Origin of the sequence: Pelorhabdus rhamnosifermentans, assembly GCF_018835585.1 — a bacterium.
In the GTDB taxonomy this organism is placed as follows: Bacteria; Bacillota; Negativicutes; order UMGS1260; family UMGS1260; genus Pelorhabdus; species Pelorhabdus rhamnosifermentans.
The window spans coordinates 1-26,191 of the sequence record NZ_JAHGVE010000040.1; the positions used below are offsets into that span (position 1 = coordinate 1).

Sequence of the window (26,191 nt, forward strand, 5' to 3'; positions counted from 1 at the left end):
TATTCAGCAAGATTTAATTTACATTTCAAATCGCCGTCTCTTTCAACACCAACGAGGCGGAATTTTTTTACTGCTTTATCCGTTTCACCAAAAGCATAATTATCGAATCGTTGAGGTAAAACATCAAATGGCTCCGTCACTGTCAATGTATCAGTTTCGGTGTCTTGCGTAACAGTTACGACATTCTTTGTGACCAGTAAATCATCCGCTGACAATTGCAAAATGATTTGATATGTAAGTCCTGCCAGCAATGGCACTGTTTTATCAATCTGAACGGTATTTGTTGTTGCTCCAACGATCCTGCCGGATGCAACGCCAATCTTAGGAACGGTATGATTTAATCCCACAATGCTGCCGTATTCGCACACCAACGCGTCAATATCGGTATTAATATCAATAAACTGTGTTACTTCCAAATTATTGGCAAGCGTATACATACCTTCGCGCTGTGCCTGAGAGCGACGTTTAACGCCATACAGTTCAAGCTTTGCGGGATTATCCTGCACACCTTCAAAGGTATTCCATTGTGGCGACCTCACTAAAAATTGAGTATTCTTGAAGTCATTACCCGTTTCGGAATACACCACTTCAACGGCTCTGGCCCTATCCTCTGTGCCCGTGAAATTCCCCTGCAATGATGACATGGTTGTGCGGCCTTCACCAAATATCTGGACCATTTGCCCAGGTTTATCAACTTTAATGCCAATATTATTACCACGTAACATAATCGTCGCATGCCCGACAGTCGCGGCCCGTTGTGCTGCTGCGTAACGCGTCATTTCAGTATCATAAAAATAATCAAATTCAAAGCGGTTTTCCAATGTTGTACCGTCAATGCCAACGACTTGATCATCCGAATAAGCGGCTGCTTCAGTGGACCATTCATCCCAATACGGATCAAGCCGCGAATGATCAACACCAAAGACGGTATATTCATATAGTCCTGTATTGATATTTTTTAGATATCGGCACTGATGATAAATATCATAGGCTGCCCATATTGGATTTCTAGCAGACCGTGTTTCATACGCCGATGTTTCGGGATTCCACACATAGACCGTATTTCTAGTTTGGCGCCATGACACATCGGGCACGCCGCTTGACAATTGATTTGTTGCCAGTATCCGTAACCCTATTAAAACTTTATTTGGGCGACAGTATTGACCAGGACTGTAAGATGACAATATTGACCACGAAACAGAGGTCCCATACCTTGTTCCAGTTTGCCTAGAAGCAACCACGACTTTAACATCGTATTGGCCAGAATCTAAACCATCGATTCTTTTAGATTGCCTCACCGCTGTATTTTGCGCGGCGGTAATCGAAAAAGAACCATCTTCTATTTTTATTGTTTGCGTACGAAATTTGAAGAGAGTTGCCCACCCGCTAAAGTTTTGCAAAGTAAATTGGACAAACCCATTGTCGTATGGAACTCCAAATGCAGCGTCACCTTTCCGACCTGATACTGATCCAATTACAGAAATCGTGTTAGAATCATCTACTACCGCAATTGTCCATGTTTCAGCCGGCGCGTTTGGTGAGCAGGTTGCATTCGGCACTGTGCTGGATGTAATTCCTGCTGCGAATCCTTTCCACTCCGTTGTTCCTGTCTTGCGGTATTGCAAAGCCAACTCAACCGTAGCATTTTCCAATCCACCATCATCTTTGAGATGATACAGACCGCCTGGAAATTCTACCGTCACTTCCAAGCCAGTAGCAACATGGCTATCGCTCGTTTGGATTAATCCCGATTCCGTAAGTTCCAATCCAACAGCTTGATCAAGTGGCGTGTCGGTGAAAAATGAAATAGGCTCCTGATCATTGGTGCCTAGCCGCGTTTCAATCTGCACGTCTGAAAAATTTTCAATTGCTGTGCTGCCAATTTTTATATCAGATATGCTATCTACTGGCCCCATACCGCCGCAATACAGCAGATTCAGGTATTGCTTGCCATTGACTGTCTCGACATGCTTTTCAAGTAATTGCGGTGCCGGGATACACTCGCCGTAAGTAATGCCAACTATTCCGCCTTCGCCCGTGATCGGTGTAACAGCATCCCATCCATAGGTTTGGGAAGAAGAGTTATCATTCGAAGCTGTTTTTTGATTTACAGGAACAACAGCATTGATGATCCGACCACCAATATACATAACGGCACCAGCAGCGAGATAGGAGCCAAGCGTTTTCCCGGCTATCCCCCATATTCCACCAGTTGCAATGCCACTCGCAAGCCCCATGAGCGCGATTGATGCAATCGTACCAACAATGCTTTTTATCGCCCCGCTGCCGACATGAGGTAAAACAATAACCTGATCTCCATCCAAAGGAAACGTCAAATTCGGATATTCAACGAGGTTTCCGTTCAATATAAATTCAACTTCCTGATCGGGTACATACTCAGTCAATACCTGCCCAGGCACAAAAATAACGCGTTCAGTTTCCCGGCGCGTTCGGTCAAACGGGTTTTTCAGTTTTACGATTTCTAACAATTAATCACCCCCTTGGGATGTAGAAACCAACTATTGAGCTTCGCCATTTTTTTATTTTGTCAACGGCTACGCCTGTGGTGCGGTATGCGTGAATAAACTGTCCATCACCAATATAAACGCCGACATGATTGGCCCATGAACCACACGCCAGCCGTATAACTACGAGGCAAGGCGTTTGTATAGGCCCGTTAATTTCAACCCATTCAGGTCTATCCTGTGTCATTTGCTCACCAATTTTTACAGCGTCCATGGCTGAAATAGGATAGTCCGGGAGGTTTACGCCATAACGGCGATATACTTCCCGGACTAATCCCCAGCAGTCGTAAACGAAAGGGCCCCTGCCACCATCAGCGAATGGCAAGCTAATTAAATCGTCAAAATTTTCCAAGGTAATTGTTACCTCCTGTCGAATTGTTGTTTGTTGAGGGGAGGTGATTTTTGATGTCAGAATACGATAATGCGTTAAAGCAATTAAAACAAATGCATAAGATTTTACTGGAAAAGAATTTAAATACCTATACCTTGTCTCGAAGTATGTGTGAGGCCATGGAACATGATGATTATAATGAAATGGTAAGAAATTTTAATTTCATTGAAGATGAGGGATGGATCATAAAAAAAGGTGGTAGCAAAGATAGGCCTATTAGTTATGCTTTGACTTCAACTGGTATCAAACGTCTAGAAAATATTATAGAAAAACCGGTTATCCAACAAAATACATATCACGTTGGTGTGGCTAATAATAGTATTATTGGAGATCACGCTCATGACAATATAATTAACATCGGAGCATCTTTCGATGAATTGAAGTCATTGATCGAACAGAATTTTTCAAATCAAGTCGAGAAAAATGAAATCTTGGCCATACTTAAGAATTTGCAAGATCGATTGTCTTCGAATCAGCCATTAGAAAAAGGCATTTTGTCAAAAATCAATGATAAAATTGAAAGTTGTTCATGGTTAAGTTCAAGTATCGTTCCTATAATTATTCAGTATTTGACTCACTCGTAATCTCTTTCAACAATTCAAAATACAATTGATGTTCAATATGATGCCAATCACCCGATATACTTTCTACTCCATGAAGCCTTGTATTAATGATATCGATTGCTGAATTGGCAATCTTCCTAGTTATTTTGTCTGAGTCACATTCAGTCACTTTCTGTGCTAATTTCATAATAATTCTCAGCTGCCTTTTCTTGAGTTGGCGCTCAAAATCGGCAGTTTCTTTTTCCATAAGATTAAGGCACTCGTCGATTGTTAATGGATTATCAATTGGCTTGTTCGGATCTGGTAATTTCATCCTTTTCGCCTTGCTTTCTATTAAATTACGTTCCCGTAGGTATCCCCGGCTCCCCGCCAAACCGCTTCGGTATTCGGCACGTTGTCAGCGTCCCATCACATTCCGCCAGCGTGCCGTTATATCCACACTGAATGTCTTTAAAATGATACGAACAAAAATTTGTCATATACCGCCAGAATGGGAACCTGAATTTTTGATCACCTGACGCGCCAATCTGAAACGTTATCCATTCCTCCGTATATGACGTTTTCGTTATAACAAAATCAACTTCGATTTCAGGAATTGGATTGTCCAAATGTGCGGCATGAGCAATCGCTATTTTTACAGCAGCATCAGCGAAACCGTTGTATTGCTGAACGTAGCTCTGTACTATTCCGCCTACATTGCTTACTTTCAGAGCAACGGACGGGATTTCTGAACCGTTATCTTTTAATTGGTCGAAGTCAATCGGAAACCGTTGCCATAATTGTCCTTGCCAAGTTTGATCGGCATTGTCTCTCACAAGCCGGATCGGCTCTGCAATACCTTTTACAATCAGTTCAACAAAAATCAAGAACGGCTTATCATTGGCTAATTTATTCTTTTCAAATATCCCTGCAGCTGACCATATACTCATTTAAACTTCCTCCAGACTAATCGTCCCACGATATCCCTCGTTGTACGACTGCCAATCTCCCTTCGCAGTAAATCGAACGGTTATCTGCTCCGTTCTGATCGCGCTGAACCACGGTGTCCATAAAAACATTCCGGCTGTTCCGCTTACAGAATTCCAGAAATTTATTAACGTCGCATAATCGGCAGCTGAAACTCCGCGGAATAAATAAGTCCACGTGCCGGACATCCTGGTTGCACGTGGACGAGTTACTTTGTATTTGGCATCAGTTGTACTAGAAACCGTTGAGTCGGGGAAGTCTTCCTTGAAACTGCCGGACTCCGTTTCGGGAACTATTGGCTGTGGAAAATCGACAGGAAAAACAGGTAACATATTATCACCCCATCGCCATTTTAACGTTATTTGCATAACTACGATTGCTTGCTAATTTATTTAACACTCCCTCTGTTGCCAGATCAACGATTATTTCTCTCACGCCAGCTGAATTTATTCCATTATCCTTCGCTGTTGCAGTAACGGGCTGACCGTTGTTATTTACTATCACTGAGACACCGCCGCTGCCTGAAACGTTTACCTGCCCGCCGGATTGCACTGTTGCGCCGCTATAACTGCTCATGCTTGATAGTGATGGACCTGTGACGAGGCCACCAGTCGCAAAGCCGGGAAGTTTACCAGTCCGATTCATGTACTCTAAATTACTAGGACCTATTGAACTAACAGATGACGCCTTCATAACATGCTCCCCCGCGCTTAGCCAGGATAAAATGCTATCGGAAGTCCCTGTGCCGGGACCGGATATCATGCCACCATCCGCCTTGAATAGTGCGGCTGCTGAACCTATGCCAAAACTCATATCGTATCCAGAACTACCGCCTGTCACTGCACCGAATATATTACCAAGGCTACTCGTAATACTCGCCGCAGCGGCCTGTGCCTGAATTTTAATAATGCTATCAATAACTGACTGAGCAAACGAATGAAATACATCAATGGCCGAAGCTGTACCGTGAGCGAACTTTTCAAATACACTCGTTAGATCGCTGGAAACGTCGCTCATGAGTGTGGCGGTGTCGTCGTAGATTGTGTGGTTGGTTTTATTCCAAAGATCTTTTAGTTCATCCATGTAGGCTTTCTGGCCGGATATTTTTTTTGCTTCTAAATTCGACTCTTTATCAAGCATACTCTGATACTCAGCAATATGCCCTTGGTTATAAGCATTATCCATAGCCTTAGTATCCGTATATAGCTTATTTATAGCGGCCTTTGCCTTGTCTGTATATACTTTCGCTAAATCTTCCCTTGTATATGCTTGCCCTTCTGGTTTGTCCGCTAATCCATAAGCTTTTGCTTTAGCACTCCGTTCATCAGGATTACTAATAGTATTTAACTTTGATACAAGATCATCAACTTTATCATCAACATCTGAAAGTGCCTTTTTCCAAGCTCGTTGAAAGCTTTCTGCTGCAGCGGCAGCACCTGTTAGATTTGTATCTTGTAAATCTAACAAAGAATCAAACAACGACTTTGCATCTTTTGCATATCCTCGTGTAATATCCTGCTGTTTCTGAGCTTCAACCATAAGATCAATTGTATATTTACGCTGCAACTTGATTTTATCTTTCTCAAAATCTTCATCACTAACTAAACCATCGTTATGCCACTTTTCTAAATCATCTAAATCCTGTTGATGTGCAATTTTACTAATAACTGTTTTTTCATCAAACATTTTCTTATAATCTTTGTTAAGCTTTTTGGCAAAATTATTAGCATCGGATATTTCTTTTTTATAGGCCTTTTCAGCATCTTTTTCTTCTTGGCTCTTAGGTTCTTTTTTTCCTTTTTTACCAGCCTTTTCTTTAGCCGCCTTTGGATCACCCGCGCCAAAGTTACTCATGTCTGCATTCGTAACAGGTGCAACACTACGACTTGGTAAAAAACTTGCAACTGTACTGCCCAAATCAGGAAAATCAAACCCAAGTTTAACATTACCCCAATTAGCATTTTGGACAGCACCTATTACTCCTGCCACTGCGTTATATACCTTGCTGGCGAAACTTAAAACGCCGGATAATTTCTGTGCTACCCAATTAGCAAATTCTCCTACAACATTTGATAGGCTATTAAAAATACTAACTCCAAAGCTGTATATACCACTAAAATGTTCTTGAAAAAATCCTGCTACCGCTGACCATACACTACTACAAACATTGCCGAAACCAGAAACGCCTTCTGAAAGAGCATTCCATATAAATTCAGCAAGCCCACCAATAAAGTCAAATACTCCGCTAACCACATCACTCATCAGCGTGAATACTTCCCCAACCTTATCGGCACCTTCTGTAAAGTTCCACACAACAAAATCTACTGCGCCTTCAGCTAGAACCCCGATAAGATCGAATATCTGTGTGAATAAAGATCCCAACGAACCCCAATTATTATATATTTCAAAAGCTGCTGCCCCTAATAAAACCCCAACAGCTATGAGCTCCGCAAATGGTGCAAGAGCCAAAACAGCTGCCGACGCCATACCTACGAGAGCTGGAATAGCAACGGCAGTCAAAATTCCGCCAAGAACGGTAACAGCAGCTATTGCCTCGGGCGGTATAAACTGTTTCATGGCCTCAGAAAGTGTTAAAGCTTCCCGTGTCACGTTCCCCTCATCGTCTTTAACTTGCTGTAATGATGCCGCAAAACTTGCCATCCATTGACCAGAACCTGTAAACATGCTCGTTAAATTTAAGCCGCTGGCAACCTTTCCGCCTATCCCAGCCATCATATTCTCGAATCCATCTTTAAAATTGCTCCACGCGCCAAGCATTGTTTTAGCCTGTGCTTCCATGCCGCCAGCAAACCTGTCATTCATGCCCTTTAAAATTGCATTTATGCCTGTTGCAGCGTCTATCATTCCTTTTTCAGACGCATCCTTAACTTGTGCCACCGACATTCCAGTTGCGTCGGCTAACATTTTCCATGCACTAACACCTGCTGAAGTCAATTGCATCATGTCCTGTGCATGTACTTGCCCAGCAGCACCCATTTGCCCCAAGGCCATAGTTATTCTCTGTACACCTTCAGCCCCCAAGCCTAACGCCGAGCTGGCATTCCCGACATTGACTAATAAGCCTGGCACATCCTTTGCCGCAAACCCATAAGCAAGCATTTGCCTAGCTGCTGCCCCTAACTCTTGGGTCGTAAAAGGTGTAACATCCGCGAGGGCGACAAGTGAGTTAGTCATTTTTTGACCTGCATCTGCTCCGCCTAACAACGTACTAAAAGCTGTCTGCATTTGCTCCATATTACCTGCAAGTTTTACTGCTTCAGCCCCTGCCGCTGCAAAAGATACCCCTAACCCTTCCATAATCGTTACTGCATCACTGGCTAATCCTAATCCAGCACTCCCGAAGGCTGTCCGCATCTGCCGTTGTGTTGCTTTTATCTCTTTTTGTAAATCAGATGAATCAGCACTTATTTTAACAAGCAATTCTGCTATAGAAGCCATAGATTACCTCCTTTCATAAAAATTAAATATTTTGTTGAAAAAATTGGACAACCTCTATAAAATGGAAGATAAAGGAGTGACATTTGTGAAGAAAATATTATTGATGATCTCAATGTTAATGTTGATTTCAATGAGTACCGTATTTGCTTATTCGGACGAAAGTAATGCTGATGCTCAAAAAGTGCTGGATTCTATCAAGGATATTAGATATAACGTGGAAGCTGGTGTTAATTTTACGGATTATAGTTCTTTGGTTTCTAAAGCGTCAATTGCTTTTAGAAAATACGAAGAAAAATATCCGACTACTGATAAAGACCCTTATCTCGAAGAAAAATTCAAAGTATTGCTTATTGATTATGACGATACACGAACTATCTGGAACGATGCCATCTATGAAAACCATAAGACTCTTTTCAATGATGACTTAGAATTTTTGTACCAAAGACATCCATCTTTAAAAGAAAAGCTCCCACTCCCGTCTATCCCCCATACGTATACTTACTACGAGAAAGCCCTACATGCCCTATGGAGCGTGGCCGCAGAAGATGAAAAAAGCATTAATAACAACCAACAAAAATAAGACGCAAAACGCGCCTTATTTTTTATTCCAATTTAAATTTTTTCATTAAATACTCTGCATCCGCTTTTTTGCCATCAGTCGGTTTACCGCGTTCTCGTAACGGCTTCAATAATTCTGCTGGAGTGATGTTTTCTTTCAAAGCTTTTCCTTCAATATTCATCAATTGGCAAACAAAATACGCCAATTCGTTTTCCCTATGTTCTTTACGCCAATTGTAGCCTTCCAACATTTTCAGAAGCTCATGAGGTTGTAATTCTTCAAACTCACAAGGCTTTAATCCTAACGGTCCATAAGCCATTTCCTCAGCCCATGCAAGCCATTCACTAAATGTTTGGACGGGAGTCCCGCCCTCTACGCGTTTTTTGTTTCTTCGTCGCTTTCTTCTTTATATAAATCGGGGTAATACATTGCCATAGCGTTTTTTACATAGGTTTGACCTAAAACTCCACTAGCAGCTATTGCTGCAACTAACGGTGCGGCGAGTTCGTTAATATCACCGCCATTTTCTAAAAATGTTTCTATTTTGTTCAAATAGATGTGTGGGTTTAATCGTTTTAAAGCAATCGGTAATGCTGCCAAACAAAAGCTAACTCCAGCATCGCCTGAACTGATAATCTGTTGTACGGACTTTCCCATTGTACGTTCTAATTCTGCAATTCCTGTTATTGTAAAACACACTTCTTGCTTTTCTCCGAAAGCTTCAAACGGAATTTTATTTTTCATGATTAATATTCCTCCCATTTTTAATTAGGCGGCAATCAGCCGCCCTTTTTTATGCCGTAACCGTGATAGTAATTGTCAGTGAAGCACCGGAACCAGTGGTTACTGTCAACGTTGCAATACCTGTCGACAACGCAGCTAAATATGCGCTCTTGAGTGTCAATGTTCCTGACGAATAAGTATAATCTGTGCTAGACGTTAATGCAGTTACACCATTCTTCACGCTGCTGACAGTTTCCGTACTTGGTGCAATAGTAAACGCCTTATCAGTAGCAGACGTTTTGCTTATTGTTGCTGTTGTCGGCGTGATTGTTACATCACTTGTAATCGTAACAGCAACCAGCGCATAACCACCAGTCGATAAATATACGTAAAACAAATGTTCACCAGCTGGAAGCGTGGCAAAGTAAGTGCCTTTAAACGTGATTTGACCTTCTGCTGTCGCAATATAACTCGCAGCATCAACAACAGCACCATCAAGCTTAACGCTAGTGGCAAGTGATTTTTTATCAAAATAAAATATTTGGTCCGTCGCATCGGCTGTCGATACAGTAACCGATTCACTGGATAATGGACCATTTCCGCTCAATTTCCCTTTTAATGTAGCTGCACCGTCTGAAGGAGTTTCAATACTATATGAAGTAATGGTTGCCCAGCCGACCTGATACGAGTTGTCCGGATATCTTACTTTTATTTTAACAAGCTTTTTCTGCCTTTTTGCTATTTTTAAGGCTTCAATTCCGTCATTACTTCCCGGCAACACCACAACAGTATCAAAGTCAATGCTCCATGAGGTAAGCCCCGGAAGAGTCGCCTTATTGCCACCCGTTGTTTTGGTTGTTACATCCACTTCATCAGCTGACTCATCAATAGTGCCGCTTTTTTGACCGCCAATTAATGCCCAAAATTCTTTGGAATCCCTAATCGCGGCGATATAAATTAGATAATCTTTACCGACTGTACCTTCTGTAGAATCGGGTTCTTCCGGTAAGGTTATCCCAAATCGTTGCAAATCGAACTTGAATTCATCCATTCGTTTAACCTCCTATATTTTGTACTCTAGCTGTAAAATTCACAATTCCATAAAAAAGGTCCTCTTGCCTTGATCCCCTGCCACCCTTGGCATCTTGGCTTAACACCTTAAAGCCATTTGCAGATAAATCAATAGGCCACGCAGTTAAAAGAGCAACAATTTCTTCTGCTATGGTGTTAACTTGTGATTTGCCCCTGTATTCAGTCCATATTTCAATTTCAAAAGTAATTTCTGAAATATCCATTGTTTTGGCATTTATAAACTCATACTCATAATCGCTCAATAAAATATAAAGTAGATCTGATTCACTCGGTACATTGTCATACACAGGAGCAGAATCTTGTTTCATTGATAATATGTCGTAAATTCCCTTTTGCAAGGCATCTATGGGCAATCTGCGTATCATGGCTGTACCGCCCCTTTAATATTCTTAATAAAATCAGGTTTTTCTTTGTCAAATGCTTTTTGCATAAAAGGCTTGGCTTTTCTTACCGGAATATTTGCCTTTGTTGCATAGCGGCGTAATCCGAATTGATCAATTTTCAAAGCCTTTTTGTTTTTCGGTTTTTCAACTGCTGCTTTTGCTCCAAATTCAACTAAATGCGCCCAGGGTGTTTTGGCCCTTACTGTACCAGTCATTTTGTTTTTGTTAAAACTGGTACTAATTTTTTTCTTTGTTTTTCCTGTTCTGACGGGTACAAATTCTTTTGCGTCTTTGCCAATTTTACTGGTTGAATCCGCCACTGTATTTTCAAGCTTCAGCCTTGTCTTGCCATCGTAAGCGTCAATACTATTTAAGGCATCCTGCAATTCAGGGACTTTAAAAGTTACCTGAAACCCTCGCCCCATATCCTCACTTCCCTACCGTAATATCTCGCGCGACAATCATCGTCGTTTCCCGATCAGGTTCAAACGTATTCAAAACATTAAATTTTTTAGTCCCATAAAGAAACCGCCAACCGCGCTGAATATCAGTACGGCGACGGATTGAAGTTAATTGATTCATTTCACTTACTGCTGTCCCCATGGCTGAGAGCTCTTTAAAATTCGGATTACGAAATTCAGCCCAGACAGTTGCAACGTCAAGGTACTCGGGTGCTGGTGGCGGCGCGGGCTTTTGACCGCCTCGACCATCAGGAATTAAATTTGGCTTTTGCAATTTGATCCGTTTGTTCATTCTGCCGATTATCATACATAGTCACCACACAAAGCAATATGATTGATTATCGCGTCAACAGAGTGCGTGATTCGCGTCAGATTACCTGCAACCTCAACACCCCTATTCTCATACCAGTGAGCTATTAAAAGTTTGTTGCATGTGTTATACAGCTCGTCTGTCGTTATATCAACGTTAGCGGCTGTTCCGTCTGAATTGTAGCCAGTAACTCGCTGGGTTTTACCTGTTTGCTGAGTAATGTAAAGCGCGGCAGCCGACATGAGAGCAGTTATGTCCGCATCCTCGTCAGTTCCATCGACTCTGAGATATGATTTTACTTCGTCGAGTGTCATACGATCACCCCAAAATTAATGAGGTGGATTTCTCCACCCCATATATTAATCCCCGACCGTAATTGTAACGGTCATATCACTACCTGAAGTCATGACAATCGAGATTGTCTTAGCACCATTGGTCAGCGTAGTAAGATATTCTTTCTTGATTGTTAAAGCTCCACTAGCGTAAATATAATTTGTTGCATTGACAACCGAACCGCCGTTTTTAACAGCACTCAACGTTGCTGCTGGATCACTACTTGACACTGTAAACACTACATCAGCCGCAGCAGCTTTGCTAAATGTAGCCGTTTCAGGGGTTACAGCGTTTAAGATTTTTTTATTAACGCAAATGCCTTTGTGGTTAACACGGCACCGTCAACAATGGAATAACCCATGTAGTCAGTCTGCCTTGCCTTAATGTGATCTTCCATGTACATGGTCATGTTTTCATTAACATTCATGGTGTAACCTCTGGCAACATTACCGATCAAAATTTCATCAGCAGAAACGCCGTCTTCTTCTTTAACAACCAAGCCAAAAATACGGCCAACACCACCGGAAGTAATGTCCTGAATAAACAGCGGTCGACCTTCGCCATCTTTCATTTTAGCCAGCGTACCCCAAATCATCGTGTTTTTAGCATAGATAGCTGCACCGTTTGTATAACCGGATTTAATAACTGCCATAGCATCAGCCATTTTGTCATAATCAAGCAAGTCGGTTGTCGTATTGTAAGTAACTACTTGTGGCGTACTGGCTTCAGCTTCAATTGCTACCGCAATACCTTGCGGCTGTGGTTTAAATGTATCACTGCCGCCTGGCTTTCCTTTTCCTTCGACAATACCCTTTGCCAATGCATTACCCATCTTTTCAGCAATCTTCGTAGTGATATAAGCAAGGAAAGAATCAATAGACATTTTCTTTAATTTCCAGCTAATTGTAATTGCTTTCGACAGCTCGCAGCCAGTCAGATTCAATTCGCCAAATCCAACATCACTATCGGCGGTCGCAGTTGCTTCGTCGTACCATGCGGCATCATCTCCGGCAGTTGTTTCTTTGATGATAGTTAAATCACCATTAACAAATGTCATGGCCATATCGCCAACAATAGGATGTTGTTCACCAATTTCTTGCCAGATGCCAGCCTTTACTGTCTCAGGAATCAGTACAGTGTGAGTTGCAGCCGTTTGAGTCGCGTTACGGAAATCGTCATTAATGCGATCAAATACCTCAGCCTCTTCCTTTGCCAACGGCATGCCCATCATGTTTTTGGCAAATGCATTTCTGTAAGTTTCCATTTCATTTACTGGCTTTGTTTCAGCCAATGGGGCCGCATTACTAACAGGTTTCGGATCCACAACAGGCACCGATTTATTAACAATGTCAACTACGACCGGATTACCTTTTACAGCCGCCAAATTAGCCATTTCCTTTGTAGCATTTTCAAAATCAGTATCCAACTGCTCAATTTCAGCACGCGCCGTTTTTGCTTCCTCAATTTTTCCTTCACCAAGCAGGCTTTCAGCTTTAGCCAATAATTCATTTCTTTTTTGCATGTACTTTTCTTTCATATTGCTTTCCCCCTCAATTTTAAAAGCTCTAACCTCTCTTTTTCGGCTAGAGCTTCTTTCTGATCTTTGATTTTCTTGTCATGAAACAAATTGCGAACCTTGTTAATTACTTCAAGGGGCAACATAGCTGCTGGACTAGAACTCGCAACCAATTTGTTTTCATTATCAAACATGATTTCGTCAGCAAAGCCAAGCTCTTTTGCTTGTGGTGCGCTCATCCAAGTTTCTTGATTCATGAGTTCCAGCAGCTTGTCTTGAGCCATTCCAGTCTTAAGCATATAAGCGTTAGCCATCGACTTATTATAGTTTTCAAGTACGTCAGCTTGTTTCTGCATGTCCCTATAATCGCCACTGGCACCACTTTGCACATTGTGAATCATTATCTGTGCCGTTGGTGAAATAAGTACTTTATCTCCGGCCATGGCAATAATACTTGCAGCACTTGCGGCAACTCCAACAATTTTTACAGTCACATTGCCTTGATACGCTTTTAAGGCCGTATAAATTTCAGAGCCTGAAAAAACATCACCACCAGGACTATTAATTTCAACATCAACGTTCTCACCAGTAAGACCATTTAGCACACCGTTAACCTTGACGGGGCTTGTTGCATCAATACCAAACCAATCATAAATATCTTGATAACTGTTTGGGATGATCACGCCGTTAATTTGTATTTTGGGCATTATTTGTATCACCTCCCTTATTTACAATAACAGCAAGTTTGTTTACCACTTCTTTTAACTCAGATAACTGAGCAGTTACAACAGCCGTATCGAGACGTCGAATTGCAACATCTCCTCCGGGTATTGGTCCCATGTTCATGACTAACCGCCATTCATTGGGAGTAAGCGCGCTTCTGTCAACCATTTGCAACAGATTTAACTTTGTTGCCATTGATGCGTACTGCAACGAATTTGCTTCGAAAATAATTCGATTACCAAAACTGCGTTCACGCCTTGAAAATATCTTTCGCGAAAACTCATTTGATAACTGCATCGAAAACGGCTCAATTTCTGCTTCGAAATACGAATTCCAACCGTCTTCATCAAATTTTGACTGAATAATATCTTCGTTGGTACCGAAATAGTTATAAATTCGTTGAACAGTCTTGTCCATCTGTGAAGCATTTGGAACATAATCAGTCGGCTTTACTTGTTCAACATCGGCCTTCGTATCCGTTCCTGCAACTCCCACCGATGCATCATCATTGGCGTCAATTTTAAGAAAGTTATCTACAAATTTTTTAGTTTGTGCTTGGATATCTTCAGGACGTATTGTCGTTTTAAATTTCATTAACCATTTAATTACTGCACTGTTTTTTATCGCCTTAACAATACCTTGATCAATTGTTATGACTATTTCCATCAAGCCAGTCAGTACTTCCGTATTGCCATCACCAAAAATATCGTTGCTGTTATAATCTTGGCGAAGATGGATCACGTCAGCATAGGCAAATGTCGCGGTTCTTCCATTAGCAAAAGTAAATTTAAGATAAAGCATATAATCTTTATCATAAATAGCTTCTACGGCTACGGCAGGTATGGGATATATCTCAGTTGCATAACCAAAATCATCACGATTGATATAAGCAAAAGCGTTATTATTCAATTTGAATTGTGTGGCCAGCTTTTCTTGTAGCATCTGCCCTGTCATATATGGGTTCGGTTCTTCAAGTAAAACTTGTACATACAAATCAGGATTAATTTTTAAATCAGTACCCGTTTGGCGTATTTGCTTTGCCAACAATTTTCCTACAGCCTTATAAAACGGCCTTATACAGCTTCGAATAATATCTGATTTATACAAATTACCGTTCCAAGAATAAAAACCGTTACCTCTGTCTGTAATCAGTTCATATCGAACAACAGTAGGTGAACGGTTGAAAAATCCTGTTACTTTCTTTAAAATATTCAAATTTATACCTCCTGTTTGTATTGGCAATTAGGGCAATCAACACTACTATAATAAGAAATTTTCTTCTGTATTTGACTTTTCAAGCTGCCAATGCAATTGGGATATCCGCAAATCCTTTTTCGTTCGATGTGACCACACGTGTGCTTAATATCAACTGTCTTCGATAACATTCGTTGCATTTTATCACCTATCGTTTTACTAAATTTCCATGCTCGTCAAACCTTACATCTTCGCGGACGGGCAAAGCGTCAGCGTGAATTTGGTTGTGGCAAGAATGGCAAAGGTACTCAAGATGATCCCAATTTAAAGTAATATTCGGATCGTTAATATTTTCTTCAGTGAGAGTAATTTTGTGATGGAGTATTCCGCTCGTGCCAGTTGGTTTTTTACAAGTCTCACACAAACAAAATACTGACTTTATGTAGGCTGTACGGCATTTTTTCCATGCGGCTGAATTATACAGTTTCTTCGAAAAATCCTGTGCCATTGTCAACACCTCAAATCATGTTCGTATAATCTTCAAGATGCCTTTCCAGCACAACATAAGCGTCAAGCATTGCCGCAAATCCATCAATGCGGCGGCGCTGGTTGCTTGTCTTGCAGGGAATTTTACTCGCATTACGATCTTCGGTTACGGCCACGTTTGACATACACCATTTAGTCACCGGATTGTTCTCGTAATTTATTTTCTTGGCATCTAAGTCTGCAGCTAATGACATCAATGGGCCTGACAAAGTTTTTGCTCCCTGATGAACTGGTTCTGGACATTCTTCGCCAAACTGTTCTTTTAAATCTTGAACAAAATATTCTGCTGAAAAATAATCGTACCCGATCCAAGGAATATAAACGTCGTACACATCTCGCATCTCAATAAACCATTCCACGACAAATTTATAATTTACTTTGTTGCCGGGAGTGGTACGCAGAAGCCCCATATCTCGCCATGTGCTATAAGGAATTTTGTCGTCCTGTTCTCTGGTTTCAAGCAAGTCTTCAGGCAGCCAGTACATATGCTTACAGTAAATTGTTTCGTCACCGACGACCTTAAATAAAACCGCTGCTGCTGTTAAGTCTGTTGTAATTGATAAGTCAACGCCTCCAATACCATAACGTGGCTTTAACTGCGTAATATCAAATGTCGCTTCATTGTTCAACTGTTCGAATGTCAAAAATGCTTCAGATGACGTTTGCCGCAAATTAAAGTCTTTGCATAACAAATTACTAACCAGGCGCGGATTGGCTTGTGCCTTCTCGACTTTAGCCTTCAACTGTTTTAATTGCTTGATGGTTCCAAGGCCCGGATTGGCTTTGGCCCAGCAATGAGGATCCGTCCATTCTTTACGGCTGTCTAACTCATAAATAACAGGGAAGAACCGTTCATTTTTATAAATGTTCGGATCATCAAAACCGTTGATCATGTTTTCGGCTTCATCGTATTTAATATCATATATCGACTCGCGAATAATGCCGGCCGTGGAAGTTATGAATATTAACGGCTGCTCGCGTGCTGACGTACCGTCAAAAATAACGTCATAGAGTGCTTTTGTTTTCCACGCATGAATCTCATCAAGTAAAGCGCAGTGAACATTGAGCCCGTCCAGTGTATCGGAATCACTGCCAAGGGGTTTAAAAAAAGAATCGTTAAAATATCCAACCAGTTCTGCAACTAACGGTTTTATCATATCTCGCAGATCTGGGGATTTATTAACCATCCTCTTAGCTTCTAACCATATAATTTTTGCTTGGTCACGCATGGTTGCTGCCGCAAATACCTCGGCCCCTGGCTCACCATCAGCAATCATCATATACAAACCAATCGCTGAAGCAAGCACCGATTTACCATTTTTACGACCAACAACAAGCATGACTTCCTGAAAGCGGCGTGTACGGTCTTTTTTATGTACTACACCAAACGTTGCAGCAACCAAGGCTTTTTGCCATAATTCCAGCAGCAGGGGCTTGCCCCCAAGCTTGCCTTTAGAGTGTTTGCAGTACCGTTCAATAAAATTTATTGCATGTTCAGCTAAGTGTTCGTCATATTCCCATTCACTTGCTGGATCGTCTAGTTCAGCAATCAAATGAAAATATACTTTGCGGACTTTGTTGCCAACAATGATCCGCCCTGATTTTATTTCATTAGCATACTCGGTTATAAAATTCATGGTATCAACTCCACTGATTGCTCAATGGGATCACCCCTTTCACTTACTTTTTATGAATTCCATAAGCCCATTGCCTTTTGGAGGAGGCCCCAAATCTGCCTTCGGTAATAAGTCGGTAAGCTGCTTGATGATGCTGGAATAATTTTTTATCATCGCGTTATAAATTTCAACCTCGGAAGATTTTTTAATACCGTGTTGATTGGCGCCGTTCTGATATTTTTCTGTAACACCTTTTTCGTTTATCGTATCCTGTAGGTCCTGCAAGGTGACTGCCATGAATGCGGCATTCTCAATCAACGATTTAACGGCTTTTTTCGTTTTTGCGTCTAGCTTTGTAAATAAGCTTGTTAGTCTTCGAATCTCTTTTTTTATTTTTTCCTCTTTGGTTAAATCAACGTTTTCCATGACATATCACCTCACTTTACCTACACCCCCTCACGCGAACGGCCTGTGTATTTTTCGAAGGGGGGGCACCGGTCTTGGTCCAGAAGCCTCACAGCCGCGATATGGGGGGGCTATGGCTTAATTGTTTGAAATCATACACAATTTAAACGATATCAATAATCATTGTTATTTAGTTCTCGACTTCCATACGGCGGTGCTTGACCCCACCCCGGCATTGCCTCTAACTTTGATACGTACTCGCCGCAATCTCTGTTCTCAGGACGTTGTGCAACCATCGCCAAATGGTTTCTGTCACGTGTTTGCTGTACAATTTTCCATTCCTGTTTACTATAGTAGCAACTCATACTCATCGTCCCCTTCGTTTCACAGCCCCATGTTTGCGTTCACAAATACCAACGTCCGCCTTCATCAGTTCACGATAGTTCTCATTACGTGGTTTATTTCTGAATGTCACACACAACCGATTGACGTAATAGACATGGCCAGCAGTGCAATCAAGTTCAAGGTTGTAATGGCAGGCTGTATTGTTGCAGTGCAGACTGACCATGGCTATCACCTCATTTCAGACATAAAAAAATACCGCCCTATTCGGACGGCTTAATACGTTCAAGTATATCAGATTTTAAAAATAATCGTTCTTTTGGCGTTTCCTTGATTGGTTTTAACTTACCACGCCTAATCAGATCAAACACATTCTGACGTGAGCAATTCAGCAATTCCATAACTCCGGCAGTATTTACAACTTCATCGATCATAAATCTTTCTAGTTCTTCGCGATTTTTAAATACCCAACTCATTTTTTCATCACCTTTACAATGGTTAGAATAATATAAACAACTGTAGCCACTAAGCCAACCTCTTCAATCACAGTAAGGTGATAAAAATCTAATGCGGAAACCCACACAATAAACAAAAACAATAAGATAAAATCAAATGTCGATATCTTCTTCATAATTTCCAACGAATGTGGTAAACTAATTTTAAGGGATGAGGGAGGTTTTACCCTCCCTACCACTTTAACGCTTCCGATGCTTACCAGGGCTGGGAGCGTTTTTGTTTTGCCATTTTTCCATCAGGTCAACAATTACTTTGACCGATGCAAGTATGGCGGCTACCGTAGTAGCAACATCCCTTACAGTGTTTAAATCCACATTCATCATCACCCCCTCTCTATGGTTAAATTATACCAAATTACTTGATGTATGTCAAGTAATAGAGAGGATTTTATTTACTTATTTTGAAATATTTTTCGATAATAAAAGCGCCCCGAAGGAACGCTAATATTAACTATTGTTCTCGTAAAATTTGCAATGTCTTATGTCCTTTATCATTAAACCGCATATCTTCAGTAAAAATTCCAAGGTGTTTAAACATATTATAATAGCTATCTGTAACTGGTACAAATTCATTTTTAATCGCTTTTGCAATAGCAATTAAAAGATCTCTCTGATTCTTATCCCATGAAGCTATTTCTTCTTTTAATGATTCTTCGTCCAACACGTACATCTCCCTTTACCATTTTCTAACACAATTCGATAAAAGGAGACGGCTTCCCTTTTTAGTTGTATTATAAATATGGGCTGGCATATTAAGGGGTGTTGAAATTGACAATTAAACGAAGCCGAGACAACAACGGACAAATCCGTAAAAAACGTGGAGATACAGAACAAGGAACTTTGGAAAAAGAATATGGAAACAAAATTCCTCCTAGCCGTAGCGATAAACAGCTTAAAAATATCTTGAAAGACAATGGTGCTGATTCTTTATCTGAGTTATTAAAGAAAAGGGAATAAACAAATAACCTATGCCAGTCCTACCAAAGTATAATTAAAGCCGCCTATCAATGATAAGCGGCTTTCTGATATTTATTAATTTTACTAATATCATTTTATCACATTCGTTTTGTCACGTCACTGACATCTTTTTGACACGTCCGACAGCCCGTCAATGCCGAATATTAAAGAACTTAGCTTTTCAACTCCGTCACGACTGTCACGATAATAAGTTCTTTGGTCGATCCCCTCCTCCCTACAAATATCATCTGGCTTAGTATTTTCTAAATATGTAGAACTAATGATCCGGTATCTTCGCAAGTCCTCCGGTTTATCAGATTCTTCGCAATATATACGGTAAATTTTCATCATTGCATCAATATGAGCCAATATAACTTGTGTTTTGCTTACGCTTTTCTTTATTGATTCTATATAGTCCGAACGTTCATACCCGTCTAATGAATCTAGCAGGTCAACAATTTTCACCCCTGAAATTTCAATAAGCTCCTTTTTATCAAAAACTGCATTTTCACAGTGATCTTTGAGCAAACGATAATTTTTCAACAGCAACTTAGTATTTCTCAACCGTTTATCATGACGCGATTTACTTTTCTTCTGATTCTGTTTTTCTTGATATTCAAAAGCCGCTTTTACTGCTGCTTCACTTGCAATCTGAATAATTTCTGTGCGGTTCATGCTCATCCTCCTTCGAATCGAAATGTATTGTTACGGTACCCGCTGAATAATCAATCTCATAATCATCAAATCCAGCTTGCTCAAGCCGCTTGGATATTTCAGTTACTGTCATGATGTTCACCTCATCAAACTATTAATTTCTGTTCATACCCCCTACGCAAATCCATCAATGCTGTAATCAATGTTTGCGTGTAAGGTACCAGGTATTGACGTTCCTGCTCATACTGCTGTTGCGACTGCCAACCTTTCTGACCAGTTGAATCAATCACTGGCTGAATAACATAACCCCATTGCTGATCTGGTACCAATATGGCCCCTGTTGCTCGAATAATCATTAATTGATCTGACAGCCTATGATCAGGACTATCCGTTATCATGAACAGTTCTAGCCATAGTCGGCTATCGTTCGTTAATTCCGGGTACTGGTCTTGATAAACACGCCCCAGAGAATTTTCTAGTGGAGGTTGAATTGATTGCTGGATATAATCGTAAAGTTCCATGCTATCACCTAATTATTGTAAAGTTTGTCTAACTTCCAAATTTACGTTTGTCTAACCTGCCAAAGCCTTGTTATTACTGACTTCATCGCCATTTCATTCCCCTTGCTTGTCTAACTGTTGTCTAACTTTTAAAATCGCTGTATCCCTTACCACGTAAGGATTTCAAGCGTTTTGTCTAACTTGTCTAACCTTGCGCAGGGTGTGTATATATTTATATACCACCACTACCACCTTTGGAATATGTTAACTTATGCTGTTATTGGTAACTAAGGTAGTGGTGGTATATTTACAGTGTAATTATATGTTTATAAGTTAGACAAGTTAGACATACCATATAAACCTATATACTATAAGGCTTTAAGCCTGTCTAACTGTTGTCTAACCTTGTCTAACTTGTCTAACTTTTTAGTGCGTTAAAGCAATGAAATCTCTTTTTCTTCTTCTTTGATTCGAATAACATAAGGTCTAATACCATTGATTAATTTACCTCGAATACCAAATGTTTTTTTACCACCCAAGTAACTACAAGCAATTCTTCCTTTATCCGCCCATGCACGAAATATCTTTTCCGGCGAATATCCCTCGGCACGCATGGCCGCTATCAATTCTGATTTTATGATATTAATACAACCATCTTCATGATATCCTAATGCCACAATCTGATTTTTATTAGCATTAAAATTCCGTGATAATCGCCCTTCATTCGCAGCCAACCAATCCTGTAACCATTCCCATACGCGCTCCGATTCGTCGGATTCTGATTTTGAAACTAACTCACTAATAATATGATCGGACATGGTTGCCACGCCGACGACGGCGGTGTCTTTCCCCTCCGCGAAAATCCACTGGCTAATCAGGTAATCGGCTACTGACACACAGGCCACTGCATCCAGATGTGATTCGAGATTATCCGTATATTTATTGCGCAAGGCATACCGCGTTTTATTGTACAAATCTCGTATTTCGTCGTGATTCGCTTTCAACAACATTTCAATAAATAATCTGCCTGCATGACCATGATTTGCGGCCGTAACATGATATAAATCAGACGCGAAAATTTTATCATCGGCAAGCGGTCCCCCGTTAAATTCGAGTACACGGGTAATGACACCACCACGACTGTTGTTTCTTGTCAGAGGAGTTTCACCGTTGCTAATTGCAATGGTTCGCCATTGGGAAGTTTTTTGCAGGCCTTCCCGCTTAGCTCGGCCGCGACCCTTGCCTTCACAAATCATATAAGTCAGCTGATCCTGGTCACCCTTTTTGCGATCAGTCAAAACTTCGTATTCATTTACGCCTAAGGGTAAGTCAGTAAATAATTCAGCAGTACGTTCAACAAAAGTATTGGTTTGGTTGAATGTCTGTTTAAGATTGTCCGGATCACCCCAGGCTGATAACGCTGCAAATAGCGTTGCCGACTTTCCGTCTGCTGTGGTACCCCAATTGTGAATGCAAAATATTCGTTGGCCAACAATTTTAAGTAATGGCGCAGCAAACGATGCTGCTAAAATAAATCGTGCTTTAGGTCGTGTGCGAAGTTTACGCATTGCCTCAATCCAAATACCTAAATCACCAGCAACACCATAACCTTCTATTGCTCCATCTGCTCCTGTATCACCTAAATCCAAGGTATAACCGGTATCAAGTCCAGGAAAAATAAATTTTGTCTCATGATCCCGCCAGCCTAATTTCCCCACACCTTTCTTGTCTGGAATAGTGCTGGCATTCGCCGCTTCCAAAGATGATAACCATTTTGTTAAACCTCTGGCCATTTCGGAATTGATAATCAAACCGTTATCAGCTAGACACATGATTTTTTTTGCATCAAATACAGTCGATTTTGGCAAGGTAACACTTCGCCATTGGTTACGATGCGTTTTGAATGCCACGACTGCTTTTTCTTGGCCATTATCGATATTATAAATACGATCTGTTATTAAAATTGGCACATAGGATACTTTAGTAACTTGTTTACCACGATCCGTTTCTTTGATCATGGACACACCGTTTTTATTGAACTGCCACATAAAATAATTGGATGACGCAGCCGGCAGTTTTAAATCAAGTGGAATATCGGGTACCGTACTAGCTAGCGTTCGGCCATCACCTTCTGACTCTGGCTGATCCGAATCCGCTTGTCCACCTTCAAGAACGGTAAAACCGGAATTTGTTTTTCGAAATTCAGATATTTCATGTCGCAAAGTGTTTTTATTAAGCTGGCCACCGCAACGTTGATAAAATATATCATAATCGGCTGGTGATTGTTTTTGTAAAATTGCAAGGGCACCTAGTGTTTCGGGAGTGTAAACCGTTTCCGGTGTGGGTACCGTAATAGCTCGAATAATCGCTTTCGCCTGAGGAAGTTTACCCAGGGACCACCCGCAAGGGGCCGCCATTCCGCAACCTCCTGCTGGACAGCCTTGAAAACCAAGACTTCGGATATACTCGCAATTTTGAGGATTCATGGATCCTAGGGCTTCATCAATTTTCTTATCACAGTCGCTTTGATTGTATCGATTCGGGTCTAACGCTGACATGGCGTGAACCGCTTCAATACCATCTATAGCCCGCACTAAATTTGTAATCATGGCCAGCCATTCACCATATGACAGCGTTTTCGCGTTTAACTGGCAGTGCTGCATAAACATGCAATTTGTAAGCATATATTCAGCTGGTCCATCAGTTTCGCGCCGTTCAAATGCTGCTGTCCTTCGTTCTGTTGTTGCTGCAGTTTCCACTATAGCCGGTAAAACTCTATCAAAATCAGACGGGTTATATCGGACGTCCGACTGTTCGATCACGCTGGCCATGATCGGCCGTTGCGGATTTTTATAATTTACAGTACCAGGTAGCCGCATAACACGTGATAAATCAAACGTTGCGTCTAGGTGCCAACCAGACTGTGCTGCCCTTTGCCGAACACATGCCTGTAAACGATTTGATAGCCCCTGTGCTTGTTGCTTTTCTTCGGGAGTATCAAAATACCAACATTCTCGTAAGAGCCACCAGGCGTGAATTCCATAACCAGAATGGACAATCAAAGACGGCGGCAACGGTAATAATGTTCTAGCTTCCTCAACCGTCTTGGGCAGGTTTTTCTTGGCATGTGTATCGGGATTATTGGGGTCGAAAATATCGATATCCACCCATAGCGCCGGAATGCCAATGATGCTTTCATTTGATGGTTTGCTATTGATTGGTGCTGCTGTAATGCCTGGCGTAAAATAAATATTCTGGCCAATTGGAACGTTTGGTAATATTGCCGTAACCTTGTCCAAATCGTCTACAGTACAAGCGGTACCAATCGCTGACGGCAATGTAAATATCTCGGTGTAACCCGTTTCAGCGTTTTCATATATAGTTTTTAGAAATTGTATTGTGTCCATGGTAATCACTACCTATCGTAGCCAGACAAGCCTTTTGGCTGCTCTCGTTATTCCCGTATATCTCCACCGTGCCTGAAACATCGGATCTTTATTGTCATGCCAACTGTCGTCATATAACAAAATATTATCCCATTCGCTGCCCTGGGAGGCGTGACAGGTAATACAGTAAGCAAACTGAAAGATAATCCCTTTCATATTGCCTCTGGCCTGCTTGCTCTCCCATAGTGACGCAGGATTATATTTAAGTTCCTTGAATTCGGCTTTATCCTCAAAAACTGGCCGCAAGTTTAAAAGATGTTCAATACCAATAATCGGTTCTTTACGCCAGGGCACTGTTTCAATTTTTTCCCGTTCCTCTGTATGCGTGCAATAACCAATCAATCCATTTACTAATGCGGTTGGAAGTTTGCCGTCGAATAAAACTGTGTCCCATGCGTTTTTCTTGCAAATCAGCTTATCCCCTACGACTGGTAAATCTCCCTCGAATCCAAGGTGCTGCCGTGCTTGCTGATTTACTTTGTTGACCGTGCTGTTTCTTCCGGCAATGATCTGATCCGCCCATTTAAACATATCTTTTTGATATTCATCCCGGATAATTTCTTTTGGCATCTGCCATATACAACCAGGATAACTTTCATCTTCACGAAGTGGCTTTGATTTACGAATTTTTTCTGCTAGGTAAGCAATGGCGCTGCCTTCGTCTTGTCGCATGATCTCTTCCAGTGTTACATCTGGATCAGTCAATAAATCAGATTCATCCCCGTTAACAGGAGGCAGTTGGAACGGATCTCCAACTGCAATAATCGGGATATCGAAAGACAGCAAATCACGTAATATTTTTGTATCGACCATACTGGATTCATCAACCAGGATAATTTGCGGTTTCGGCTCGAGTTTTTCTTTGAGCTCGGTAACAAGCTTACGTTTATATTTCAAACGTCCGTCATCATCACGGTACGGAATTTGTTTGACTTCGGTATTATAAATCAGCTGGTGAATGGTTGTTGCTGGCATGCCCCGCTGCTGCATGACCAAAGCAGCTTTACCGGTATAAGCACAAAAAGCAATATTGTTGTCGGCTAATTCAGTGGCAATAGTTGCAGATAAAAACGTTTTTCCGGTACCGGCATAACCAGCTATTTTAAAAATTTGTTCATTGCCATCAATCCACCATTTTTTAGCACGTTCAAACCCGACCTGCTGCATTCTATTGAGAGTCATGGTTACTCACCACCGGTCCTGTTACGCAATCTTGATCAATATATCCCGGGCCTCGTCCGTCTTGATAACATGGACTAAAATATTTGCAATCTTGGCAATGACTAAACTGCACTTTAATAGTTCGGCCATTTATTTTAATAATTACGTTTTGTTCACTTGTCATTACCTATCATCACCTTTCGCTTAATATCTGTATGGCATCTTCCACCGAACGCGCCACACCAGCCGATGCTCCCTTAGATTGCATAAGAGATATAAAATCCAACTGTTCCTTGGTTGGTCTGCCTGTTTTCGTTTTAATTTCAAGGAACCCTATCCTAGCTATTTTTTGACCAACCATATCGGGAGTAATAACCGTTGGCATGACAACAAATACATCTGAAAAGCCCTTATACTGTTTTGTTTGAGCACCAAAAGTTGCAAACGGGCGCGGGTCCTTGATGGTCTTAGATCCATCACCGTTATGAATTATTTTGTTTCCAGTCCAAGCGAAGCCTACATTAATGCGGAATGGTGTGCCAAGGTTGTTTTCAGATATAGCTACTTGAATTTCATTTTGAATACTATGTTCCGATCGTATGTCATTTTCAATCTTCATGATGTGTCCCCCGTTTATGTAAAAACTCAATCTTGCCATCATCAATCATTTCCTGTTTGTTTTTATAGCCGTGTTTTTCGGCATGGCAATGAGTGAGCAATCCAAGAAATTTACCGCATATGAGGCAGCGGCATTCTGCTGTACTGCGTGTTAGGTGGACCATTGGTGATGGCATTGCTGACGATTTGAGGTCTTTGCTTATCTCATTTACAATTAATCCAGGTATCATTTT

General features: G+C 41.1%; 34 protein-coding genes. 3 read left to right on the forward strand and 31 right to left on the reverse strand.

The features are described 5' to 3' along the window. Positions 1-2,489, reverse strand: a 2,489-nt coding sequence (gene gpJ / locus Ga0466249_RS24190; RefSeq protein WP_215832066.1) for a TipJ family phage tail tip protein, incomplete at its 3' end; no start/stop codon positions are given. 4 nt (positions 2,490-2,493) lie between these two features. Then, on the reverse strand, positions 2,494-2,877 hold the full coding sequence (locus tag Ga0466249_RS24195; protein ID WP_215832067.1) for a C40 family peptidase: 384 nt from the start codon (positions 2,875-2,877) through the stop codon (positions 2,494-2,496). Between the two features lie 53 nt (positions 2,878-2,930). Here Ga0466249_RS24195 and Ga0466249_RS24200 point away from each other — a divergent pair, with 53 nt between their 5' ends. Beyond that, positions 2,931-3,500 (forward strand): hypothetical protein, encoded by a 570-nt coding sequence (locus tag Ga0466249_RS24200; protein WP_215832068.1) that lies wholly within the window; start codon positions 2,931-2,933, stop codon positions 3,498-3,500. Here Ga0466249_RS24200 and Ga0466249_RS24205 read toward each other — a convergent pair. From Ga0466249_RS24205 to Ga0466249_RS24220, 4 genes are read right to left on the reverse strand one after another with little or no spacing between them, the layout of a single operon-like run. Next, a complete protein-coding gene (locus Ga0466249_RS24205; RefSeq protein ID WP_215832069.1) occupies positions 3,475-3,792 on the reverse strand; it encodes a hypothetical protein in 318 nt (105 codons plus the stop codon). The two genes, Ga0466249_RS24200 and Ga0466249_RS24205, sit on opposite strands and share 26 nt — an antisense overlap. A 25-nt stretch (positions 3,793-3,817) precedes the next feature. Next, positions 3,818-4,408 carry a DUF1833 family protein gene (locus tag Ga0466249_RS24210; protein ID WP_215832070.1) on the reverse strand — a complete coding sequence of 197 codons (591 nt, stop codon included), beginning with the start codon at positions 4,406-4,408 and terminating at the stop codon, positions 3,818-3,820. Then, entirely contained in the window at positions 4,409-4,813 is a 405-nt protein-coding gene (locus tag Ga0466249_RS24215) for a hypothetical protein (protein ID WP_215832071.1), read from the reverse strand. After that, positions 4,782-7,904: a tape measure protein gene (locus tag Ga0466249_RS24220; RefSeq protein WP_215832072.1), complete on the reverse strand. Its 3,123-nt coding sequence runs from the start codon at positions 7,902-7,904 to the stop codon at positions 4,782-4,784. Before Ga0466249_RS24220 ends, Ga0466249_RS24215 begins: the two co-directional genes overlap by 32 nt. 85 nt (positions 7,905-7,989) lie before the next feature. Here Ga0466249_RS24220 and Ga0466249_RS24225 point away from each other — a divergent pair, with 85 nt between their 5' ends. After that, positions 7,990-8,484: a hypothetical protein gene (locus Ga0466249_RS24225; protein WP_215832073.1), complete on the forward strand. Its 495-nt coding sequence runs from the start codon at positions 7,990-7,992 to the stop codon at positions 8,482-8,484. A 22-nt stretch (positions 8,485-8,506) separates the two neighbouring features. Here Ga0466249_RS24225 and Ga0466249_RS24230 read toward each other — a convergent pair whose 3' ends face one another. The 18 genes from Ga0466249_RS24230 to Ga0466249_RS24315 form a co-directional block, all read right to left on the reverse strand. Then, the gene (locus Ga0466249_RS24230) at positions 8,507-8,782 is read right to left on the reverse strand and encodes a hypothetical protein (protein ID WP_215832074.1); all 276 of its coding nucleotides are present in this window, start codon (positions 8,780-8,782) and stop codon (positions 8,507-8,509) included. A 53-nt stretch (positions 8,783-8,835) separates the two neighbouring features. Then, positions 8,836-9,207 carry a hypothetical protein gene (locus Ga0466249_RS24235; RefSeq protein WP_215832075.1) on the reverse strand — a complete coding sequence of 124 codons (372 nt, stop codon included), beginning with the start codon at positions 9,205-9,207 and terminating at the stop codon, positions 8,836-8,838. Positions 9,208-9,256: 49 nt separating this feature from the next. Then, positions 9,257-10,237: a phage tail tube protein gene (locus Ga0466249_RS24240; RefSeq protein ID WP_215832076.1), complete on the reverse strand. Its 981-nt coding sequence runs from the start codon at positions 10,235-10,237 to the stop codon at positions 9,257-9,259. A gap of 4 nt (positions 10,238-10,241) precedes the next feature. Then, positions 10,242-10,643, reverse strand: a complete 402-nt coding sequence (gene gp17 / locus Ga0466249_RS24245; RefSeq protein ID WP_215832077.1) for a tail completion protein gp17 — start codon at positions 10,641-10,643, stop codon at positions 10,242-10,244. Continuing rightward, a complete protein-coding gene (locus tag Ga0466249_RS24250) occupies positions 10,640-11,047 on the reverse strand; it encodes an HK97 gp10 family phage protein (RefSeq protein WP_215832078.1) in 408 nt (135 codons plus the stop codon). Before Ga0466249_RS24250 ends, gp17 begins: the two co-directional genes overlap by 4 nt. Before the next feature lie 43 nt (positions 11,048-11,090). Further along, the gene (locus Ga0466249_RS24255) at positions 11,091-11,429 is read right to left on the reverse strand and encodes a phage head closure protein (protein ID WP_215832079.1); all 339 of its coding nucleotides are present in this window, start codon (positions 11,427-11,429) and stop codon (positions 11,091-11,093) included. After that, positions 11,426-11,746 (reverse strand): head-tail connector protein, encoded by a 321-nt coding sequence (locus Ga0466249_RS24260; RefSeq protein WP_215832080.1) that lies wholly within the window; start codon positions 11,744-11,746, stop codon positions 11,426-11,428. The genes Ga0466249_RS24255 and Ga0466249_RS24260 overlap by 4 nt, the downstream gene beginning before the upstream one ends. Before the next feature lie 45 nt (positions 11,747-11,791). After that, a complete protein-coding gene (locus Ga0466249_RS24265; protein WP_215832098.1) occupies positions 11,792-12,082 on the reverse strand; it encodes a X2-like carbohydrate binding domain-containing protein in 291 nt (96 codons plus the stop codon). Continuing rightward, the gene (locus Ga0466249_RS24270; RefSeq protein WP_215832081.1) at positions 12,058-13,302 is read right to left on the reverse strand and encodes a phage major capsid protein; all 1,245 of its coding nucleotides are present in this window, start codon (positions 13,300-13,302) and stop codon (positions 12,058-12,060) included. The genes Ga0466249_RS24265 and Ga0466249_RS24270 overlap by 25 nt, the downstream gene beginning before the upstream one ends. Continuing rightward, positions 13,299-13,988 carry a head maturation protease, ClpP-related gene (locus tag Ga0466249_RS24275; RefSeq protein ID WP_215832082.1) on the reverse strand — a complete coding sequence of 230 codons (690 nt, stop codon included), beginning with the start codon at positions 13,986-13,988 and terminating at the stop codon, positions 13,299-13,301. The genes Ga0466249_RS24270 and Ga0466249_RS24275 overlap by 4 nt, the downstream gene beginning before the upstream one ends. Then, a complete protein-coding gene (locus tag Ga0466249_RS24280) occupies positions 13,969-15,219 on the reverse strand; it encodes a phage portal protein (protein ID WP_246589025.1) in 1,251 nt (416 codons plus the stop codon). Before Ga0466249_RS24280 ends, Ga0466249_RS24275 begins: the two co-directional genes overlap by 20 nt. Before the next feature lie 497 nt (positions 15,220-15,716). Then, the gene (locus Ga0466249_RS24285; RefSeq protein ID WP_215832083.1) at positions 15,717-17,381 is read right to left on the reverse strand and encodes a terminase large subunit; all 1,665 of its coding nucleotides are present in this window, start codon (positions 17,379-17,381) and stop codon (positions 15,717-15,719) included. A gap of 39 nt (positions 17,382-17,420) precedes the next feature. Next, positions 17,421-17,786 carry a hypothetical protein gene (locus tag Ga0466249_RS24290; RefSeq protein ID WP_215832084.1) on the reverse strand — a complete coding sequence of 122 codons (366 nt, stop codon included), beginning with the start codon at positions 17,784-17,786 and terminating at the stop codon, positions 17,421-17,423. A 152-nt stretch (positions 17,787-17,938) separates the two neighbouring features. After that, on the reverse strand, positions 17,939-18,130 hold the full coding sequence (locus Ga0466249_RS24295) for a hypothetical protein (RefSeq protein ID WP_215832085.1): 192 nt from the start codon (positions 18,128-18,130) through the stop codon (positions 17,939-17,941). Positions 18,131-18,132: 2 nt separating this feature from the next. Then, the gene (locus Ga0466249_RS24300) at positions 18,133-18,333 is read right to left on the reverse strand and encodes a hypothetical protein (protein ID WP_215832086.1); all 201 of its coding nucleotides are present in this window, start codon (positions 18,331-18,333) and stop codon (positions 18,133-18,135) included. Positions 18,334-18,370: 37 nt separating this feature from the next. Further along, a complete protein-coding gene (locus Ga0466249_RS24305) occupies positions 18,371-18,583 on the reverse strand; it encodes a helix-turn-helix transcriptional regulator (RefSeq protein ID WP_215832087.1) in 213 nt (70 codons plus the stop codon). A 219-nt stretch (positions 18,584-18,802) separates the two neighbouring features. Next, positions 18,803-18,946, reverse strand: a complete 144-nt coding sequence (locus tag Ga0466249_RS24310) for a hypothetical protein (protein ID WP_215832088.1) — start codon at positions 18,944-18,946, stop codon at positions 18,803-18,805. 127 nt (positions 18,947-19,073) lie between these two features. Then, a complete protein-coding gene (locus Ga0466249_RS24315) occupies positions 19,074-19,283 on the reverse strand; it encodes a hypothetical protein (protein WP_215832089.1) in 210 nt (69 codons plus the stop codon). A 107-nt stretch (positions 19,284-19,390) separates the two neighbouring features. On the opposite strand from Ga0466249_RS24315, the gene Ga0466249_RS24320 reads away from it, so the two are divergent. Then, positions 19,391-19,579 carry a hypothetical protein gene (locus Ga0466249_RS24320; RefSeq protein WP_215832090.1) on the forward strand — a complete coding sequence of 63 codons (189 nt, stop codon included), beginning with the start codon at positions 19,391-19,393 and terminating at the stop codon, positions 19,577-19,579. A 117-nt stretch (positions 19,580-19,696) separates the two neighbouring features. Here Ga0466249_RS24320 and Ga0466249_RS24325 read toward each other — a convergent pair whose 3' ends face one another. The 7 genes from Ga0466249_RS24325 to Ga0466249_RS24355 all read right to left on the reverse strand — a co-directional run. Continuing rightward, positions 19,697-20,254, reverse strand: coding sequence for a hypothetical protein (locus Ga0466249_RS24325; protein WP_215832091.1), 558 nt, complete (start codon positions 20,252-20,254; stop codon positions 19,697-19,699). After that, positions 20,220-20,366: a hypothetical protein gene (locus tag Ga0466249_RS24330; RefSeq protein ID WP_215832092.1), complete on the reverse strand. Its 147-nt coding sequence runs from the start codon at positions 20,364-20,366 to the stop codon at positions 20,220-20,222. The genes Ga0466249_RS24325 and Ga0466249_RS24330 overlap by 35 nt, the downstream gene beginning before the upstream one ends. A 13-nt stretch (positions 20,367-20,379) precedes the next feature. Beyond that, positions 20,380-20,754 (reverse strand): hypothetical protein, encoded by a 375-nt coding sequence (locus Ga0466249_RS24335; protein WP_215832093.1) that lies wholly within the window; start codon positions 20,752-20,754, stop codon positions 20,380-20,382. Positions 20,755-21,167: 413 nt separating this feature from the next. Further along, on the reverse strand, positions 21,168-24,140 hold the full coding sequence (locus Ga0466249_RS24340; RefSeq protein ID WP_215832094.1) for a DUF927 domain-containing protein: 2,973 nt from the start codon (positions 24,138-24,140) through the stop codon (positions 21,168-21,170). A gap of 12 nt (positions 24,141-24,152) precedes the next feature. Further along, entirely contained in the window at positions 24,153-25,361 is a 1,209-nt protein-coding gene (locus Ga0466249_RS24345) for an ATP-dependent DNA helicase (RefSeq protein ID WP_215832095.1), read from the reverse strand. Positions 25,362-25,533: 172 nt separating this feature from the next. Continuing rightward, a complete protein-coding gene (locus tag Ga0466249_RS24350; protein ID WP_215832096.1) occupies positions 25,534-25,959 on the reverse strand; it encodes a VRR-NUC domain-containing protein in 426 nt (141 codons plus the stop codon). Beyond that, positions 25,949-26,191: hypothetical protein (locus Ga0466249_RS24355; protein ID WP_215832097.1), on the reverse strand; the 243-nt coding region annotated here is incomplete at its 5' end. The genes Ga0466249_RS24350 and Ga0466249_RS24355, both read right to left, overlap by 11 nt.

Bases quoted from the DNA above. Each gene is read 5' to 3' on its own strand.
- Ga0466249_RS24200 (WP_215832068.1), top strand. From the start codon at position 2,931: ATGTCAGAATACGATAATGCGTTAAAGCAATTAAAACAAATGCATAAG.
- Ga0466249_RS24205 (WP_215832069.1), bottom strand. From the start codon at position 3,792: ATGAAATTACCAGATCCGAACAAGCCAATTGATAATCCATTAACAATC.
- Ga0466249_RS24210 (WP_215832070.1), bottom strand. From the start codon at position 4,408: ATGAGTATATGGTCAGCTGCAGGGATATTTGAAAAGAATAAATTAGCC.
- Ga0466249_RS24215 (WP_215832071.1), bottom strand. From the start codon at position 4,813: ATGCAAATAACGTTAAAATGGCGATGGGGTGATAATATGTTACCTGTT.
- Ga0466249_RS24220 (WP_215832072.1), bottom strand. From the start codon at position 7,904: ATGGCTTCTATAGCAGAATTGCTTGTTAAAATAAGTGCTGATTCATCT.
- Ga0466249_RS24230 (WP_215832074.1), bottom strand. From the start codon at position 8,782: ATGGCTTATGGACCGTTAGGATTAAAGCCTTGTGAGTTTGAAGAATTA.
- Ga0466249_RS24235 (WP_215832075.1), bottom strand. From the start codon at position 9,207: ATGAAAAATAAAATTCCGTTTGAAGCTTTCGGAGAAAAGCAAGAAGTG.
- Ga0466249_RS24240 (WP_215832076.1), bottom strand. From the start codon at position 10,237: ATGGATGAATTCAAGTTCGATTTGCAACGATTTGGGATAACCTTACCG.
- gp17 (WP_215832077.1), bottom strand. From the start codon at position 10,643: ATGATACGCAGATTGCCCATAGATGCCTTGCAAAAGGGAATTTACGAC.
- Ga0466249_RS24255 (WP_215832079.1), bottom strand. From the start codon at position 11,429: ATGATAATCGGCAGAATGAACAAACGGATCAAATTGCAAAAGCCAAAT.
- Ga0466249_RS24260 (WP_215832080.1), bottom strand. From the start codon at position 11,746: ATGACACTCGACGAAGTAAAATCATATCTCAGAGTCGATGGAACTGAC.
- Ga0466249_RS24270 (WP_215832081.1), bottom strand. From the start codon at position 13,302: ATGAAAGAAAAGTACATGCAAAAAAGAAATGAATTATTGGCTAAAGCT.
- Ga0466249_RS24275 (WP_215832082.1), bottom strand. From the start codon at position 13,988: ATGCCCAAAATACAAATTAACGGCGTGATCATCCCAAACAGTTATCAA.
- Ga0466249_RS24285 (WP_215832083.1), bottom strand. From the start codon at position 17,381: ATGAATTTTATAACCGAGTATGCTAATGAAATAAAATCAGGGCGGATC.
- Ga0466249_RS24290 (WP_215832084.1), bottom strand. From the start codon at position 17,786: ATGGAAAACGTTGATTTAACCAAAGAGGAAAAAATAAAAAAAGAGATT.
- Ga0466249_RS24295 (WP_215832085.1), bottom strand. From the start codon at position 18,130: ATGAGTTGCTACTATAGTAAACAGGAATGGAAAATTGTACAGCAAACA.
- Ga0466249_RS24300 (WP_215832086.1), bottom strand. From the start codon at position 18,333: ATGGTCAGTCTGCACTGCAACAATACAGCCTGCCATTACAACCTTGAA.
- Ga0466249_RS24305 (WP_215832087.1), bottom strand. From the start codon at position 18,583: ATGAGTTGGGTATTTAAAAATCGCGAAGAACTAGAAAGATTTATGATC.
- Ga0466249_RS24310 (WP_215832088.1), bottom strand. From the start codon at position 18,946: ATGATGAATGTGGATTTAAACACTGTAAGGGATGTTGCTACTACGGTA.
- Ga0466249_RS24325 (WP_215832091.1), bottom strand. From the start codon at position 20,254: ATGAACCGCACAGAAATTATTCAGATTGCAAGTGAAGCAGCAGTAAAA.
- Ga0466249_RS24330 (WP_215832092.1), bottom strand. From the start codon at position 20,366: ATGACAGTAACTGAAATATCCAAGCGGCTTGAGCAAGCTGGATTTGAT.
- Ga0466249_RS24335 (WP_215832093.1), bottom strand. From the start codon at position 20,754: ATGGAACTTTACGATTATATCCAGCAATCAATTCAACCTCCACTAGAA.
- Ga0466249_RS24340 (WP_215832094.1), bottom strand. From the start codon at position 24,140: ATGGACACAATACAATTTCTAAAAACTATATATGAAAACGCTGAAACG.
- Ga0466249_RS24345 (WP_215832095.1), bottom strand. From the start codon at position 25,361: ATGACTCTCAATAGAATGCAGCAGGTCGGGTTTGAACGTGCTAAAAAA.
- Ga0466249_RS24350 (WP_215832096.1), bottom strand. From the start codon at position 25,959: ATGAAGATTGAAAATGACATACGATCGGAACATAGTATTCAAAATGAA.